The sequence below is a fragment of the Candidatus Pyrohabitans sp. genome, assembly GCF_054014795.1.
The window spans coordinates 42,981-58,111 of the sequence record NZ_JBPMGE010000037.1 but is presented as its reverse complement, the minus strand read 5'-3'; the positions used below and the strand labels follow the sequence as shown (position 1 = coordinate 58,111).

Annotated in this window: 21 protein-coding genes; 6 read left to right on the top strand and 15 right to left on the bottom strand. The window is 53.3% G+C overall.

The features are described 5' to 3' along the window. From purD to ACXJJW_RS04715, 4 genes are all read right to left on the bottom strand, one after another. The coding region (gene purD, locus ACXJJW_RS04730; RefSeq protein WP_456474580.1) for a phosphoribosylamine--glycine ligase at nt 1-1,099 on the bottom strand (1,099 nt) is incomplete at its 3' end. After that, complete coding sequence (locus ACXJJW_RS04725) at nt 1,100-1,960, bottom strand: hypothetical protein (RefSeq protein WP_456474579.1); 861 nt, start codon at nt 1,958-1,960, stop codon at nt 1,100-1,102. A gap of 10 nt (nt 1,961-1,970) precedes the next feature. After that, nucleotides 1,971-2,483 (bottom strand): orotate phosphoribosyltransferase, encoded by a 513-nt coding sequence (gene pyrE / locus ACXJJW_RS04720; protein WP_456474578.1) that lies wholly within the window; start codon nt 2,481-2,483, stop codon nt 1,971-1,973. Between the two features lie 4 nt (nt 2,484-2,487). Further along, nucleotides 2,488-2,973: a CDP-2,3-bis-(O-geranylgeranyl)-sn-glycerol synthase gene (locus ACXJJW_RS04715; protein ID WP_456474577.1), complete on the bottom strand. Its 486-nt coding sequence runs from the start codon at nt 2,971-2,973 to the stop codon at nt 2,488-2,490. Between the two features lie 86 nt (nt 2,974-3,059). On the opposite strand from ACXJJW_RS04715, the gene hxlA reads away from it, so the two are divergent. Further along, nucleotides 3,060-4,334, top strand: a complete 1,275-nt coding sequence (gene hxlA, locus ACXJJW_RS04710; RefSeq protein ID WP_456474576.1) for a 3-hexulose-6-phosphate synthase — start codon at nt 3,060-3,062, stop codon at nt 4,332-4,334. 165 nt (nt 4,335-4,499) lie between these two features. Next, nucleotides 4,500-5,084, top strand: a complete 585-nt coding sequence (locus ACXJJW_RS04705; protein WP_456474575.1) for a PD-(D/E)XK nuclease family protein — start codon at nt 4,500-4,502, stop codon at nt 5,082-5,084. Here the strand turns inward: ACXJJW_RS04705 and ACXJJW_RS04700 are convergent. Beyond that, on the bottom strand, nt 5,081-5,365 hold the full coding sequence (locus ACXJJW_RS04700) for a hypothetical protein (protein ID WP_456474574.1): 285 nt from the start codon (nt 5,363-5,365) through the stop codon (nt 5,081-5,083). The two genes, ACXJJW_RS04705 and ACXJJW_RS04700, sit on opposite strands and share 4 nt — an antisense overlap. A gap of 40 nt (nt 5,366-5,405) precedes the next feature. Here ACXJJW_RS04700 and ACXJJW_RS04695 point away from each other — a divergent pair, with 40 nt between their 5' ends. After that, nucleotides 5,406-5,636, top strand: coding sequence for an Lrp/AsnC ligand binding domain-containing protein (locus ACXJJW_RS04695; RefSeq protein WP_456474573.1), 231 nt, complete (start codon nt 5,406-5,408; stop codon nt 5,634-5,636). Here ACXJJW_RS04695 and ACXJJW_RS04690 read toward each other — a convergent pair. The 9 genes from ACXJJW_RS04690 to ACXJJW_RS04650 all read right to left on the bottom strand — a co-directional run bounded on the left by ACXJJW_RS04690 (nt 5,633) and on the right by ACXJJW_RS04650 (nt 12,731). Then, nucleotides 5,633-5,995: a helix-turn-helix domain-containing protein gene (locus tag ACXJJW_RS04690; protein WP_456474572.1), complete on the bottom strand. Its 363-nt coding sequence runs from the start codon at nt 5,993-5,995 to the stop codon at nt 5,633-5,635. The genes ACXJJW_RS04695 and ACXJJW_RS04690 overlap by 4 nt on opposite strands. A 14-nt stretch (nt 5,996-6,009) precedes the next feature. Continuing rightward, complete coding sequence (locus tag ACXJJW_RS04685; RefSeq protein ID WP_456474571.1) at nt 6,010-6,924, bottom strand: NAD(P)/FAD-dependent oxidoreductase; 915 nt, start codon at nt 6,922-6,924, stop codon at nt 6,010-6,012. Between the two features lie 83 nt (nt 6,925-7,007). Then, nucleotides 7,008-8,198 carry a cation:proton antiporter gene (locus ACXJJW_RS04680; RefSeq protein ID WP_456474583.1) on the bottom strand — a complete coding sequence of 397 codons (1,191 nt, stop codon included), beginning with the start codon at nt 8,196-8,198 and terminating at the stop codon, nt 7,008-7,010. Nucleotides 8,199-8,219: 21 nt separating this feature from the next. After that, nucleotides 8,220-8,582 carry a response regulator transcription factor gene (locus ACXJJW_RS04675; RefSeq protein ID WP_456474570.1) on the bottom strand — a complete coding sequence of 121 codons (363 nt, stop codon included), beginning with the start codon at nt 8,580-8,582 and terminating at the stop codon, nt 8,220-8,222. 51 nt (nt 8,583-8,633) lie between these two features. Then, nucleotides 8,634-10,064: an RtcB family protein gene (locus ACXJJW_RS04670; RefSeq protein ID WP_456474569.1), complete on the bottom strand. Its 1,431-nt coding sequence runs from the start codon at nt 10,062-10,064 to the stop codon at nt 8,634-8,636. Nucleotides 10,065-10,075: 11 nt separating this feature from the next. After that, nucleotides 10,076-10,492: an archease gene (locus ACXJJW_RS04665; RefSeq protein WP_456474568.1), complete on the bottom strand. Its 417-nt coding sequence runs from the start codon at nt 10,490-10,492 to the stop codon at nt 10,076-10,078. Nucleotides 10,493-10,499: 7 nt separating this feature from the next. After that, complete coding sequence (gene minD / locus ACXJJW_RS04660) at nt 10,500-11,270, bottom strand: cell division ATPase MinD (RefSeq protein WP_456474567.1); 771 nt, start codon at nt 11,268-11,270, stop codon at nt 10,500-10,502. Between the two features lie 12 nt (nt 11,271-11,282). After that, on the bottom strand, nt 11,283-11,660 hold the full coding sequence (locus ACXJJW_RS04655; protein ID WP_456474566.1) for a response regulator: 378 nt from the start codon (nt 11,658-11,660) through the stop codon (nt 11,283-11,285). 75 nt (nt 11,661-11,735) lie between these two features. Further along, entirely contained in the window at nt 11,736-12,731 is a 996-nt protein-coding gene (locus tag ACXJJW_RS04650; protein ID WP_456474565.1) for an NOG1 family protein, read from the bottom strand. 87 nt (nt 12,732-12,818) lie between these two features. Here ACXJJW_RS04650 and ACXJJW_RS04645 point away from each other — a divergent pair, with 87 nt between their 5' ends. Further along, entirely contained in the window at nt 12,819-13,718 is a 900-nt protein-coding gene (locus tag ACXJJW_RS04645; RefSeq protein WP_456474564.1) for a CBS domain-containing protein, read from the top strand. Here ACXJJW_RS04645 and ACXJJW_RS04640 read toward each other — a convergent pair. Beyond that, nucleotides 13,703-14,251, bottom strand: coding sequence for a uracil-DNA glycosylase (locus ACXJJW_RS04640; protein ID WP_456474563.1), 549 nt, complete (start codon nt 14,249-14,251; stop codon nt 13,703-13,705). The genes ACXJJW_RS04645 and ACXJJW_RS04640 overlap by 16 nt on opposite strands. Before the next feature lie 112 nt (nt 14,252-14,363). Between ACXJJW_RS04640 and ACXJJW_RS04635 the strand changes: the two genes are divergently transcribed. Together ACXJJW_RS04635 and trxA are read left to right on the top strand one after the other, a co-directional pair. Continuing rightward, the gene (locus ACXJJW_RS04635; protein WP_456474562.1) at nt 14,364-14,744 is read left to right on the top strand and encodes a NifB/NifX family molybdenum-iron cluster-binding protein; all 381 of its coding nucleotides are present in this window, start codon (nt 14,364-14,366) and stop codon (nt 14,742-14,744) included. After that, the gene (gene trxA / locus ACXJJW_RS04630) at nt 14,686-15,129 is read left to right on the top strand and encodes a thioredoxin (RefSeq protein WP_456474561.1); all 444 of its coding nucleotides are present in this window, start codon (nt 14,686-14,688) and stop codon (nt 15,127-15,129) included. Before ACXJJW_RS04635 ends, trxA begins: the two co-directional genes overlap by 59 nt. The last annotated feature ends 2 nt before the right edge of the window (nt 15,130-15,131 follow it).

The following is a 15,131-nucleotide window of genomic DNA, read 5'->3' as shown; positions in this document are numbered from 1 at the left end:
CACCCTCTCGCTTTATTGCCTCTTCGTCTATGCTTATCCTGGCGGGGGGTGCGGGGTCAATGCCGTAGCCTTTGGGCACGACGTACTTGCACACCGACGCAAGCTCAGCGAAGCTCACATGCTTCGCTGAGAGAGTGCCCTCAGCTATCCTCGCACATATCTCTGCGAAGTCACTCTCGAGCAGGGTGAGCACATTCATAGCCTCGGGGTCGCCAAAGCGGCAGTTGAATTCTATGAGCTTTATCTCCCTGCCCTTCATAAACTGCCCGTAGAGTATGCCCCTGTATCCCTCGCCTGTCTCCTTCTTCAGCGCGGCGACGGTTTTGCGTATAACCTGGAGGGCAAAGTCGTAGTCTTCCCTGGTTAAGAAGGGCAGGAGGCCGTCGCTCTGGGAATATGAGCCCATGCCACCGGTGTTGTGCCCCTCATCGCCCTCAAAGGCGCGCTTGTGGTCCTGCACCGCCGGCATGGCGACGACACTGCTCCCATCCACAAAGGCTTGTAGTGTAAACTCCTCGCCTAGGGCGCGCTCCTCTATGACCACTCTGCTCCCGCCTATGCCGTGCTCTATCACCTCGCGGGCATAGGCCTTTGCCTCTTCTTTGTCTTTGAGCTGCTCCCCAACAACCTTAACACCTTTGCCGCCCGTCAGCCCAACTGGCTTCACTGCGATGTCGCCCCCAAAGGCGTCGATGTAGTTGGCCGCCTCCTCTGCGTCGTCAAAAGTGCCGTATCTCAGGCTTCCGGGTATGCGGTACTTGGCCATCAGGTTGCGGCAGAACTCCTTGCTGCACTCTATCATCGCCAGACTCCTTCGCGGACCCACGCAGGCTATACCTTCGCCGAGCAGCGCATCCGCGAGTCCAGAGCAGAGGGGCGATTCAGGTCCAATAACAGCAAGCTCAATTCCCTGCTTCAGGGCGAAGTTTTTAACACCCTCGATGTCTGTCTCCTTTATGCGCAGCACTTCCCTGCTCAGCCGCTTTATGCCGGGGTTGGCGTTGTTCATCGCTGAGTAGAGCTCAACCTCTGAGCTGCGCTTAAGCGCCTCAGCGATGGCATGCTCTCTCGCACCACCTCCAACCAGAAGTACCTTCATTCAATAACCTCCTACATGAAAGAGATTCACCTCTATTACTATTAAAGAGATACCCAGCAGGAAGAGTACGAGGTGGAAGAGCACCAGATATGAGAACACAATATAAAGTGCACTCTTTATGTTGTTCGATGCCTTTGTTATTGTCTCTATGCTCGCGGTGGCGCTGCTGAGTGCATTTGTAAAGTCGTCTATCAGCCCGCCCAGGGGTGAGCGAAGCTCTCCAAGGCTCTCCCCGGTGTTTGAAAGCCTCTCGCTGGCGTTGGTAAGCCTTTCGGAGGTGCGCTGAAGCTTGGCCGATGTGGACTCAAGCTCAGCTGAAGTTGCCTCGAGCTGCTCAGCTGTGGCGGTAAGCTTTGTGCTTGAACTCTGAAGCTTCTGGCTGGCGGTGTCTATCCTGTCCACAGCCGACTTGAACATGTACTTGCGCGGCAGGGATGTGCCATTGTAGGAGTACCTGTCTGCCCATTCTTTAAGTTCATCGGCAGCCTCCCTGAGATACTCGGCGGCGTCGTTGTTGTACGCCGAGGCGGTTCTAAGCTCCCTGGCGGCGGCGGTGAGCTTCGCAGAGCTGGCATAAACGCTGACACTCGCCTCTGAAACACTCGCACTTGCTCTCCCAAGGGCCTCTCCAGAGCTGCTCATGTTCTGTTTACTCGCCTCCAGGGCACTGTACACCTTCTCCCTGCGCTCCTGCATCTTAACACCCGCCTCCGAGATGTCCTGTTGCACAACTGCAGATGGCGACCCGAAGTCGTAGTCGTGCACCGCCTTTATACCGTAGATGCTGCCCAGCATACCGGCTAAGCCTATGAACACAAGAAGTACACCCAGACCTTTGAGCAGAGCAGAAGGCACATCCATATCACACACCTCATAACAGTTGAGAAACCTTCAGGAGGGGCAGAAGCTCGAGCTGAGCCTGTTTTAGAGCCTCTTCGGCACCTTCTTCACGGTCAACCACTACTATTACATTATCGCATATTAATCCTTCGCCCCTGAGGGCGAGGGCGGCACTTATCACACTCCCGCCTGTGGTTGTGACATCTTCGAGGAGAACCACGCGTTTTCCCTTCTCCCACTCTCCCTCGATCTTTGCTCCGGTACCGTAGCCCTTCTCCTCCTTCCTCACTATCAGAAAGGGTTTATTCACGGCAAGGGCGGTGCAGGCAACGAGGGGCACAGCTCCAACAGCCACTCCCGCAAGGTAGTCGTAGCTCATGCCGCGGAGCTTCTCCACAATCTCCGCGATTATCTCGCGGAGTACCTCAGGCTTGGTGTACGCCTTCTTGATGTTGATGTAGTAGCTGCTCCTCTTGCCGGAGGCGAGTACAAAATCGCCCCGCATTACCGCATACCTTGCAAGGAGTTCAGCGAGTTTTTTCATAACCTCACCACGGCACATCCTTAATCTTCAGGTGGTAGCCAATGCGGTTTACAGTCAGGTGCCCGAAGGGCGTTATGATGAAGAGGATTATCACATAGTCGCGCGGTATGTCGGTGAAGAAGCTCGCCAGCACAAGCGCGCCCACCACAAAGTTCAGCTGGTCGAGCAGCGGCACGGGAGCACCTCTCTCAAAGCCCAGGCGTCGCTTGAGAAAGCTGCTCACAGCATCACCTGCAAGAGCACCGAAGGATAGCACAAAGCCCAAGAGGAGGTCGCCCTGCAGTGCGCCCACCACGCTGCCCCCCGCGACGCCCACGAGAAAGCCGCGTATCGTCACGCCATCGCCAAGCAGGCGGCGACCGTCGTAGAAGGTTTTGCCGAGGTCGAGAGGTGTACCTCCTCCAAAAATCCCGGGGAGGGTGTTGGCAACATACGCCGGGAGGAAGAAGTAAATCGCCTCTGCTATATTTCCAAGCAGGCTCGGGGGCATGCTCTCACTCTAGACATGGGGCGTATATAAAATTTAGCTTTCGTCGAACACAAACCTATTTATCCCGCTGGCGAAAATTAAGTTATATGCCCCATCTTCAGGTGGCTCTGGACCTGCTCAGCATTGAGGATGCGCTGACCATCGCAGGCGAAGCTGTGAGAGGCGGTGCCGACTGGCTGGAGGCGGGCACCCCGCTGATAAAAAATCACGGCATGCTGGCTGTGAAGAAGCTCAAGTCCAGCTTTCCCCGCTGCGTGGTTGTGGCGGACATGAAGACCATGGACACGGGCGACGTTGAGGTGGAGATGGCAGCAAAGAACGGCGCTGATGTTGTTGTGGTGCTCGGCGTATCCAGTGACTTCACTGTGAAGCGCGCGGTTAACTCGGCGAGAGCCCATGGGGTTAAGATAATGGCCGACCTGATAGGCGTGGAGGACAGGCTTCGCAGGGCAATGGAGCTGGAGAGTCTGGGCGTCGACTGCCTTCTAATCCACACACCCAAAGACATTCAGAAGGTAAAGCTTGAGAAGGTCAATGCATCGCTGGAGGAGCTTCGCAGGATAAGGCAGAGTGTCAGCCTGCCAATCGCCGTTGCAGGGGGTATAAACACTGAGACTCTGCCCTTCCTCAGGCAGGCAGGGGCAGAGATATTCGTCGTGGGCAGCGCCATAACAAAGGCCAAGGACGTGGTCGCCACCACGCGGGAGCTGTGCAGGCTTGCGGGTGTAACCCTTGCAGAGCCAGAGCCCGAGAGAAAACTCTCCTACCGGGAGATTGTTAGGGGTTTTGAGACGCTGCCCACGCCCTTCATAAGCGATGCCATGAAGCGCTTTGGCGCAATGCGTGGATTAAAACCCATCGTTAAGGGTAAGAGAATCGCGGGCAGGGCGTTTACCGTCAGAACCCTGGGCGGAGACTGGGGGAAGGTGGTTAAGGCGGTTGACCTGGCGGAGAGAGGTGATGTTATTGTTGTCGATGCGCAGGGTGTTGAAATTGCCGTCTGGGGCGAGTTGGCCACGCTGAGCGCCATGCAGCGCGGTATCAAAGGTGTGGTGATAGACGGCGCAGTTCGCGACAGCGACGACATCGCTGAGCACGGCTTTCCTGTGTGGGCGCGGCATGTTGTACCAAATGCAGGCGAACCCCACGGGCATGGGGAACTTCAGGTTAGCATAGGCTGCGGGGGGCAGAGGGTTAACCCAGGTGATATAATCGTCGCCGACGACGTGGGTGTTGTGGTGGTGCCTAAGGAGCTTGCTCAGGAGGTACTCGCCAAGTCGCGGGAAATCGCAGAGAAGGAGCGCAGGTATAAGGCTGAGATAAAGGCCGGAAAAACCCTTTCTGAGATTTTTGGGCTATAGCACTTTTCCCGTGCTCTAGCGCTGGGGATAATACCTCCCGCCTGTATTTAATTTTCATGAAGAGGAGGGTTGTTCCAATCAGTGCTCTTGCTTCGCTGGGATACTGTGAGCGATACCTCTACCTGACGCGGGTGCTTGGCGCAAAGCCGGCACCTACCAGGGGCAATGCGCACAGGTGTGAGGCAGCACTCTGTTTCAAGGAATCTGGACCCGGCGAAGCGCTACCTGAGGGAGGAAATCCCGGCGCTTGGGGAGAAGCTGCGCTGCGAAAGCAGCACCCTGGAACTTCCCAGGGAGGTTTTGAGGGTGGCATTTGACCATGAGGGCCATCTCTTCCGCGGGCGGGTGGACAAGCTTGTCAAGCGTGGCAGCGAGGTTACTGTGATGGAGGAGAAGTTCGTGGCCAGGAGCTATGGCAGATTAAAAAAGAGCCACGAGTACCAGCTTTCTGGATACTGCCACGCCCTAAAGGAGGGGAAGGCCGGCTATGCCTTCGGCAGGAGTACGCTCTGGTTTGGCAGAGGCGTGTTTGCAAATCTGAAGGTCAATTATATGGTTATTGAGAGACATCGCGAGACAAGAGAGGTGCTGTTTACCTCGCCGCCAAGAAGCTACTCCCGACGAGAATTTCTGCCTGTGCTGGAGAGGCTTGTGGGGATACTTGAAGGCAGGGTGGAGCCGGTGCGGAGCAGGGGTGCTAAGTGCAGGGGCTGCTCCCTTGCAGAGGCCTGCGCCAGGACGCGAAGTTAGCGGCTCTCCCTCTTTGCCTTGTTGGCCAGCTTGGGCAGGGAAATGCTGCGGTTGCAGCTGGGGCAGCGCACCCGGTAGGGACGGCGTTTAAGCACGACGGCGCCGCTGTTCTCCTCGCCGCAGAAAGGGCAGCGGAGTGCAAACTCGCTCTCCTCGTGGTCGCGCCTCTTCCACAGAATTATCTCCCCCTTCTCCTCGCCTTCCCTGTTCTTCAGCTTCCTCTTTGTAAGGTAGGCGAACTCTCCTGGCTTGATGCTCCTGATGTCAAAGGGCAGTTTCATAACCATCACCTTAAAGTAATCAAACATTATATATTTAACTATGGTCAAGGGTGTGTGCCTCATATCGGTGCAGGTGGGCGGAGAGGCAGAGGTGAGAAAAAGGCTGCCGCAGATTGAGGGCGTGAGGGAGGCGATGCAGCTTTTCGGGGAGTATGACTTCATAGCAATAATAGAGGCAGAGACCCTGAAGGAGCTCAATAGGGCGGTGGACATAATAAGGTCTATACCAGAGGTTGCCTCCACGAAGACCCTGGTTGCGGCAGAGTACTAGGGGTTGAGGTCGTCTATCCACTTTATGACCGCATCGCACCACTTCAGGATGCTGGCCTTCATGGTGTCCTTAATCTCGTCGAAGGGTGCGGCGTGGTAGACGTAGTAGTAGCCGCCATTTTTAATATTCTTCTGCTCCCTGTAGATTAAACCTGCGATGGTCAGGTTCTGCAGAGCACGCTGAATTGTGCTCCTGTCCTTGCCAAACTTTGCAACAAGGTCATTAACAGTAAGTGAGCCCCTGTGCACAAGCTCCAGATAAATCTCTGTTTCAAAGCCCTTCAGCCCGAACATGCACCGCATTATCTCTATTACAGACATCTCCCGGAAGGGAGTTTTCAGGTCAGGGAGGGTTTTCATATATATGGCCCCCTTTAGTGATAGTCCACATACTTTGTACCCTTCAGCTCGCTTATCAGGTTAATCCCGGCATTTGCGCCCTCGCCCACTGCAATAGCTACCTGGCGATTACCACCCGTGCAGTCGCCGGCTGCATAAACCATGGGTATACCTGTACTGTTGCTGGCATCAACCTTGATTATGTCACCTTCCACCTGAATTCCCAGGGTGCGCGCAAAGTCGGTGGCCCCGCTCGTGCCAACAGCAACAAAAATGCCCTTGAGTTCCATATGTCTGCCATTTTTGAATTTGACCCCTTCCACAGCCTTATCACCTACAATCTTCTCAATCTCATCCACAACAACCTTTATATTATTCTCCTCCAGCTTCTGCTTCAGAGAACTTCTTATTTCCACAGGTCTGCCGTTGGTCAGAATCACTACGTGTTTTGTGTAGTTGAGAAGCTCAAGAGCTTCTTTTGCAGCGTAGTCCTTGGAACCAAGTACAGCCACCTTTGAATCCCTGAAAAAGAATCCGTCGCAGGTTACGCAGTAGCTCACGCCAAGGCCTTCAAACCTGCCAATATTCTTTATTCTCGGCCTGTCGTTCTTAACTCCGGTGGCTATTATCAGGCCCTTTGACCTGTAACTATTTTCAGCAGTTTCCACGATATAACCAGAACCCTCAAGGTCCGGCTTTACAACAAGAGCCTCCTCCTCCACTATCTCTGCGCCAAACCTCTCAACATGCCTCCTCGCCAGCTCTAAAAACTCTCTCCCGGAGAGACCCTCTGGAAAGCCAAGATAATTGTCAAGAACCTCAACCTTCTTTATTGCCCCCTGGTTTGGCTTATCAAGTACGAGGGTCTTCCTCTGAGCCCTTGATGTATACAGAGCAGCACTCAGACCGGCAGGACCTCCACCTATAATAATTACCTCATACTCCTTCACAATACCACCTGTGCATAGTTGGGACACAATTACAATAAACCCAAAGGGCTTCGAGTATAAAAAAATTTTGGTTTGGCGGCTGTCTACTCCGGGCGCGCGAAAAGCTTTTTAAGGGCTATCGGGGTGAGCACAGTGGTTGCGAGCATCACCAGCACCGCCGCTGAGAAAAGCTCAGGAGAGAAGACCCCGGAGGTGACACCAATTCCTGTGATTATAAGACCCACCTCGCCCCGGGAGACCATACCAACGCCAACAATGGCAGAACTCTTAACCTTCCTGGTGAAGAAATACACAGGTAAACCGCATCCTGCAACCTTGCTGAACACCGCTATTACGAAAAGTACAAATACAAAGCCCAGAGAAGATGCGCTGAGCGAGGTGAGGTCAACCTGCGTACCGATGACAGTAAAGAAGAGGGGTGCCATCATGAAATTCACCTTCTCTATAAACTTGTGTATGCTCTTGATGAGTTTCGTCTCTGCTATCGCCATGCCAGCCGCAAATGCACCAAGGATGGGTGCCAGGCCCGCGATACCGGCGATATACGCGAAGCCGAAGCAGGATGCCACTGCAAGAGCCTCCAGACTGCCCTTGGTTCTCATGAAGGGTGCAGTCGTGGCCACTATTCGAGAGAATATGAAAATTCCGGTAAGGGTGAGAAGTATCCACACGCCTATGGCCTTGGTGGCAATTATAAGAGTATCTGTAAGGGTAATACCCCCACCCTGAATCACAGCCAGAACCACCGCCAGGATAACCAGGCCGAGCACATCGTCAAAAACAGCAGCGCTGACAATTATCCTGCTCTCGATGGTTCTACCCTTACCCAGGTCGTAGAGGGTTTTAACTGTTATTGCGATGCTCGTAGCAGTTAGGGCGGCGGCTATAAGCATCGCCTCATGGGCGGTGCCGCCAGCGAGTAGCACAAAGTAGTATCCCATGGTGAAGGGGACGAATATCCCTCCCAGTGCCACGCCCACGGCGGTGGCGCCAGTTTTTTTGAACTCGGCGAACCGCATCTCAAGCCCAATTAGAAAGAGAAGAAGAATTGCACCAATCTCGGCGAACACCTTCACCGTGTCGTCGATAATCACCAGTCTGTTGCCAAAGAGCTCTACGCCTCCAAGCAGCGTGGGAGCTAGGAGCACACCTGCAAGAAGCTCACCCACAACAGCGGCTACACCGAAGCGCTGCGCAATCTCTCCCCCTCCCTTGGCTGCGAATATCAGAAGAGAGAGGGTTAAAATAGTCTCTAGAATCTCAGCTTCGCCCATGTCTGACACGCTCTCCTCACATCAGCCATGCAGGAGTTTTTCCACCATCTCCACAAGCTCCTTCTTCTCAAAAGGTTTGCCGAGAAAGTCGTCCGCACCGGAAATCTGCATCGCCTCATCTATATCTTCCTTTATGTACATTATGGAGAACATCAGCACAGGCAGCTCCGGGTACCGTGCTTTAATCTCCCTTGCTGCTTCTATGCCATTTGTACCGGGCATAAATATATCCATTATCACAAGGTCGGGTTTATAACCTTCCAGGGCTTCCATGCATTCACTCGCGCAGTAGACCCAGCTTACCTCATGCCCCTTTCCTTCGAGTATCTTTGCAACGAGTAGACCTATGTCAGGCTCGTCGTCTACAAACAGTATTCTCGCCATCTTATCACATTTGGAATATTATTGCCATCCCTGGTATAAAAACCTCGCGGGCTATCCCTTTATACATGCCAGCGGCTTAAGCTTAACCACCTTCTTTGCCAGGCCGGCGTTGTGCACTGCGTTGACAACTTCCTCCACATCCTTATATGCCCCCGGTGCCTCCTCGGCAACGCCGGCATAGGAGTGGGCCTTTATCACTATACCCCTGCTTCTCAGCTCCTGAACAATGCGCTCTCCTCGATATGTGCGCTTCGCCTGCCTCCTGCTCGTCGCCCTGCCAGCGCCGTGGCAGGCGCTTCCAAAGGCCTTCTCCAGCCCTGTGGAGGTGCCCCTTAGTATGAAGGAGAATGTGCCCATGGTGCCGCCTATGAGCACCGGCTGACCTACACTGCGGTAATCCTCAGGAATCTCCTTCCTTCCCGGGCCCAGCGCACGAGTGGCGCCCTTCCGGTGGACGTAGAGCATTTTGCGCTTCCCATCTACGAGGTGCTCTTCCACCTTGCAGGTGTTGTGGCTTATGTCGTAGAGCATCTCCACCTCTGCCTCCGGCATAACCTCCTCGAACACCTGCCTCACCAGGTGGGCTATAACCTGGCGGTTCGCCAGGGCGCAGTTTATGCCGGCAGCCACAGCAGAGAAGTACTTCTCCCCCTCAGGGGAATTTATCGGGGCACACGCAAGCTCGCGGTCCCTGATGGGTATCCCGTACTTCTTTGCGGCAGCATAGAGCTCCTTTATGTAGTCCATGCCTATCTGATGCCCCAGAGCACGGGAGCCGCAGTGCACAGATATGACCACACTGCCCTTCTCCAGACCGTAAACCTTCGCAGCTTCTTCGTCATAGACCTCACTCACATGCTGCACCTCGAGGTAGTGGTTCCCTGAGCCCAGGGTGCCTACCTCGCGGAGCTGTCTCTTCTTCGCCATGGCTGAGACATTCTCTGGCTTTGCTCCGGGCATCATCCCCTCCTCCTCTATGTACTCCAGGTCCTCCTCATAGCCGTAACCCTGCTCCACCGCCCAGGCCGCGCCACCGCGAAGCACATCGTCGATTTCACTCATGCTGAGGTGCAGCTTGCCCTTACTGCCCAGCCCTGCGGGCACCTTGCGGAACAGGGCCTCCGCGAGCTGCTCAATCCCTGACTTAACCTCCTCAAGGCTCAAACCAGTGCGCAGTGTGCGAACACCGCAGGATATGTCGAAGCCGATGCCCCCCATGCAGATGACGCCTCCATCCTCAGGGTCAAAGGCGCCAACACCGCCTATTGGGAATCCATAACCCCAGTGCGCATCCGGCATTGCCAGAGACGCCTTCTGAATCCCCGGCAAACATGCGACATTGGTTATCTGCTCCCTCACCTTGTCATCCATATCTTCAATCAGCCTGCGTGATGCGAAAATCTTCCCGGGCACACGCATATCGTTTCTTCTGGGAATTTCCCATTCATAATCCCCCTTCCTCTCAAGTAATTTAAGGTCCATCTCCACCACCTCTAAACGTCGACCACACACTGCACCTTATATCTTCCCTCCTCCTTACCAACTTCAAGCATGGAATAGGTTGCACCCTTCACCTCCACACTTATCTCGTGCCTCTCCCTGTCGATGGGCTCGCCTGTTGCGTAGCCCTCCAGTTGGGTGCCATCGGAAGAGATTTTGACGGTGAAGTCTGAGAAGAGATAGCCCTCAAGGTCAGCGAGAGCGAGGAGCTGGTTAAGCCACTCTACGAGCAGGGTTTCGATGTCGGGTGCCTCCGCCCTGATGTGAAACTTTTTTAACGGCTTCACCCTGCTGATATCCACCATAACAGAAAACATCGCCCTGGCAGCGTTTTCGAAAGCCTCATCTAGGGTTTTGCCATACCCCCGAATACCAATATCTGCCTCGTGGTCAAACGTCTCATAATCCATTGTACATTTACCTGCCAAATAGCCCCTGGACGAGCCGCTTCATGAAGGGCACCTTGGGCTCTACTGGTATGTACTCCTCCCCTACCAGGTCTGCGGCAAGCTTCTTTATCGCCTGGGCTGCCTGAGAATTTGGAGCCCGAATAACAAAGACCTCGCCAAAGGCTGCGCTGCGTCGCACCTCTGGGTCTTCGGGCACAACCGCTAGGATGCGCGTTTCCAGAATCATCTCCACCTCTTTCACAGTAAGGTCGCTGCTGTCGAAGGTTGCCCTGTTCAGAATACCACCCAGAACATGTGTACCGAGTTTTTTGGCAATTATCTTTGTTTTAAGGGCATCACTCATTGAGGATATCTCAGGGTTAACCACCAGCAGCGCCTCCTGGGCGGTGGAGAGGGCGGTAAGCACACTCCTGCCCAGTCCTGCGGGAGCGTCGATGAGCAGTATCTCAACCTTCTTCAGAGCCTCCAGCACCGAGTCCAGCCTGTCGGGGTCTGCCTTTCTCAGGGTTTCAAGTGATATCCCTGCCGGAACAACCTTAACGCCAGCTGGCCCCTCATAGATGGCCTCGTTTATATCTGCCTCTCCCGCCAGGACGTGGTGAAGTGTGGTTTTCACATCCTCAATGCCGAGGATGAGCTCCAGGTTGGCCATCTCTATATCGGCGTCGAGGATTAAAACCTCCTTGCCCAGCTGCGCAAGGGCCACGCCCAAGTTCGCTGAGATGGTGGTCTTTCCTGTTCCACCCTTTCCAGAGCATATTGTAATGGAGACGCCCATGGTAACCGCCTGTTACTCCTCTCTCTTTATAGGCCTCTCCAAAAGCCAGTTTACAGTGCGGAGCAGCTCCTCATTCTTAAAAGGCTTACTGATGTGCCAGTCTGCAAGCCCTCTGTCCAAACTCGTCACCTTGTCCTCATCCTCACTCTTGATTGTAAGCATGGCCACGATGATGTCCTTTGTTTCTTCCCCCTCCTTGATTTTCCTGCTAACCTCCCACCCGTTTAAACCGGGCATCATGACGTCGAGAAGAATCAAATCCGGCCTGATTCCGGATTCGAGTTTGTCCAGCGCCTCCTTTCCTGAATATGCAGTCTCTACCTCATGTCCTCCATTTTCCAGGATATTTTTAATAAGAAAAACCATCTCGGCTTCGTCATCAACAACCATAATTTTGGCCATTCTTACTCCTCCATAGTTATATATGATTAACAATTTTAATATTATATAGAATTGTATTTAAAATTATTTGTCATTCACGGTGCCGGTTATCCTCGCCACTATTTCATCTATTCCTGTACCTTCCTTTGCGGAGCATATCAGCGCTCTGTCCATGGGCTCAATTTTCTTTGCTTCCTGGAGTGCTTTCTCTGTAAGCAGGTCTGCCTTGTTTATTACAGGTACTACTTCAACATCAAAGCTTTCTGTAATGCTCCTGTATATCCGGAGCTGCTCCTCCAGAGGGTAGCCGCAGGTTTCAGAGGGGTCAAATACAAAAATTATAAGTCTGGCGAGGTGCTTCAGCGCGAGGATACACTGCCTCTCCACCCGCTTCATGTCTTCAAAGCTGCGGTCAAGCAAACCCGGGGTGTCGATCACCTGCACCCGCCTGTGGCGGTACTCCATGTACCCAAGAAGAAGCTGCTTTGTGGTGAAGGGATAGCTCTCCACCCGGGGCTCGGCTCCAGTAAGACGGCGCAGAAGAGAGGATTTGCCCACGTTGGGTGCACCCGCTATGACCACAGTAAAGGTATTCTCGACTGTTGGCAGATTTTTGAGCTTTTCTCTTACCTCCCTGAGAAATATAAGCTCTGGGTCGATTTTGCGGAGCAGTGAGGCGACTCTGCCGTAAAACTCCTTCCTGTAGCCATGAATTTCTGCTTCATCGCCAGCTGTGCGCACCTTGCGGGTGTACTCTCTTTCGAGCCTTCCAATCTTATCCACAATCCACCTGATGGAGCTCAGAGACTTCTTGAACTTCTCTATCCCCACGAGGGTTTCAATAAGCTCGTAGTAAAAGGGGGAGAGCTCGTCAATTTGTGGGATTCTCAGAAGTATTCTGTTCAGATAGCGCCTTATTGAGGAGCCGGCAACCTTTATACGGCGTACCTCCCGCTTCTTAATCTTACCCAGCCTTGACCCGGAAACAGAAACCCGTTTGGCTTCCTTTGAGGCTTTTGAAAAAGCGTAGTCCATCAGCTCTTCAGAATTCAGTATCTGGGGTACCCTCTTGAAATTCATTTCACAACCTTTCTTAAAAAGGTTTATATATAAATATCTGTCATAGTTAATCATGAATAATGTATCATACTCTTAATGGGGAAGAACATGAAACTCACGCCTGTGCAGAGAGAAGTTTTGATGGCGCTTGTGGAGCTTTATCACAAGTCAGGAGGCGAAGCGGTCAAGGGTGAAGATATAGCGGAGCTCATACACAAGAACCCGGGTACGATAAGGAATCAGATGCAGTCGCTGCGCAGCCTTGGCTTAGTGGAGGGTGTACCTGGTCCAAAGGGCGGATATCGCCCCACAACTGAGTGTTATTCTATTCTTAACTACGAGAAGCTTGAACATGAAGTTGCGGTGCCAATCCGTCTCAACGGCAAGCCCGTGGAGGATGTGACAGTAACAGGAATAGATTTAATCACAATCCACGATCCCCAGAAGTGCCGTGCAACAGTGCACGCTCTAGGCGACCTGAAGCAGATAGACGTGGGCAAGGAGGTCCTCATCGGACCTACGCCTGTTAACAGGCTTGCGATTCGCGGCAGGGTTGTGGGTAGAGATGACATCGACAATGTGCTGCTCATCGACATTCATGAGATGGTCTCTGTGCCAAAGGAGAAGGTTTATGATGTGGCGACCCATGCCATAAAGTCGATTTCTCCCGAGGCGAGCATTCGCGATGCCGCAAAGCTCTTTACTCAGATAGGCATCCGTGGCGCTCCTGTGATGACAGATAAGAAGGCAGTGGGAATCCTGACCAACACCGATATAGCCCGTGCCCTTGCTGAAGGCAAAGAGGACAGTAAGGTAAAGGAGGTCATGAGCACAACGCTGATAACCATCCACAAGGATGCAGCGCTCTCCACTGCGATAGCGGTGATGGAGCAGAACAATATTAGCAGGCTGATAGTCATAGACGACCGTGGGAATGCCATAGGCATAATAACGCGAAGGGATATACTGTGCCGCATGGCCCGCCTTCTGCGTCAGGTCTCGCTGTAGGCGAGTTCTTTAGCTCTGCGAATGTCTTCACTGAGGTGGTGAAGGAGGTTTATGTTTCTCAGTATCGCCGCCGGGTGATAGGTTACCAGGTATATCCTTCCCCTTCTGATGGGTTTTCCCCTTGTCTCGCCTACTTTTTTGATTCCCAGCAGTGCCTCGCCCGCAACCCCGCCCAGGAGCAGAATAACGTGCGGATTGATCACCTCTATCTGCCTTCTGAGGTGGGGAAGACAGGCTTTTATCTCCTTCTTCCTGGGCCTTCTGTTGTTTGGAGGCCTGCACTTGATAACAGAGGTTATAAACACCTCCTCCCGGGTAAGAGAGGCCTGGTTAAGCACCTGGGTGAGAAGTCTTCCCGCGCGCCCAACAAAGGGCTTGCCGGTTGCATCCTCTTCCCTGCCGGGGGCTTCTCCCACAAGCATTATCCTTGCTCTGGGACTCCCCTCGCCGGGCACTGCCTTTGTCCTTCCTGTGCTCAGCTCACACTTCCTGCAGAGTTTTATCTCCTCTGCGATGGCTTCTAAGTCGAACATAGCGGTGTGTAGCTGTCAGTACAGAAAAAGTTTTATGTTCAAATATGTTGCACAATATATGACAAATATATTTTATAAGGTTAGATTAAATGGTAAAGGCAGGTGGAAGATTATGAAGGTGGCGGTTGCTGCGGATGCAGCGGGTGAGAATGCAGAGGTAAGCCAGCACTTTGGAAGGGCGGGGTACTTCCTGATATACGAGCTAACTCCGGAAAGCTTCAGCTTTATGGAGGCGAGGGAGAATCCCAAAGCACGAGGCGGGCACTTCCATGAGGCGATTCTCCCGGTGCTGGAGGATGTGGAAGTGGTTATCTCCGCTGGTATAGGAAGGGGCGCCTATTCGCATTTAATAGCAGAGGATAAAAAGGTTGTAATTATCAACGTCATGCCAGCGAAGGAGGCAGTTGAAAAGCTCGCTAGGGGTGAGCTGAGGCATGAGCCCGGGAGGATTCACAGCGGGCATCACCATGCCCATGGTCACACTCACTATTAAAAAGGAGGTGTTAATAGTTATGAGCGCAACATTTGAAGAGATTGGAGAAAACCTGTACAAGGCCACTGCGCAAAACTGGGACGAGCTTGTGCTGAACTCTGAGCTACCCGTGGTTGTTGACTTCTGGGCAGAGTGGTGCGGTCCCTGCAGGATGCTGGGCCCCATCTTTGAGGAGGTGGCAGCTGAGTACAAGGGCAAGCTCAGATTTGTGAAGCTGAATACCGAGGAGAACCAGGAGGTTGCTATGCGCTACGGTGTGATGAGCATCCCCACCATAGGGTTCTTCCACAGGGGTGAGCCCATCGATGGCCTGGTGGGAGCAGTGCCAAAGTCCTTGCTGACATCAAAGATAGACAGTGTGCTGAAGAAGATAACTTTAGAGTAATA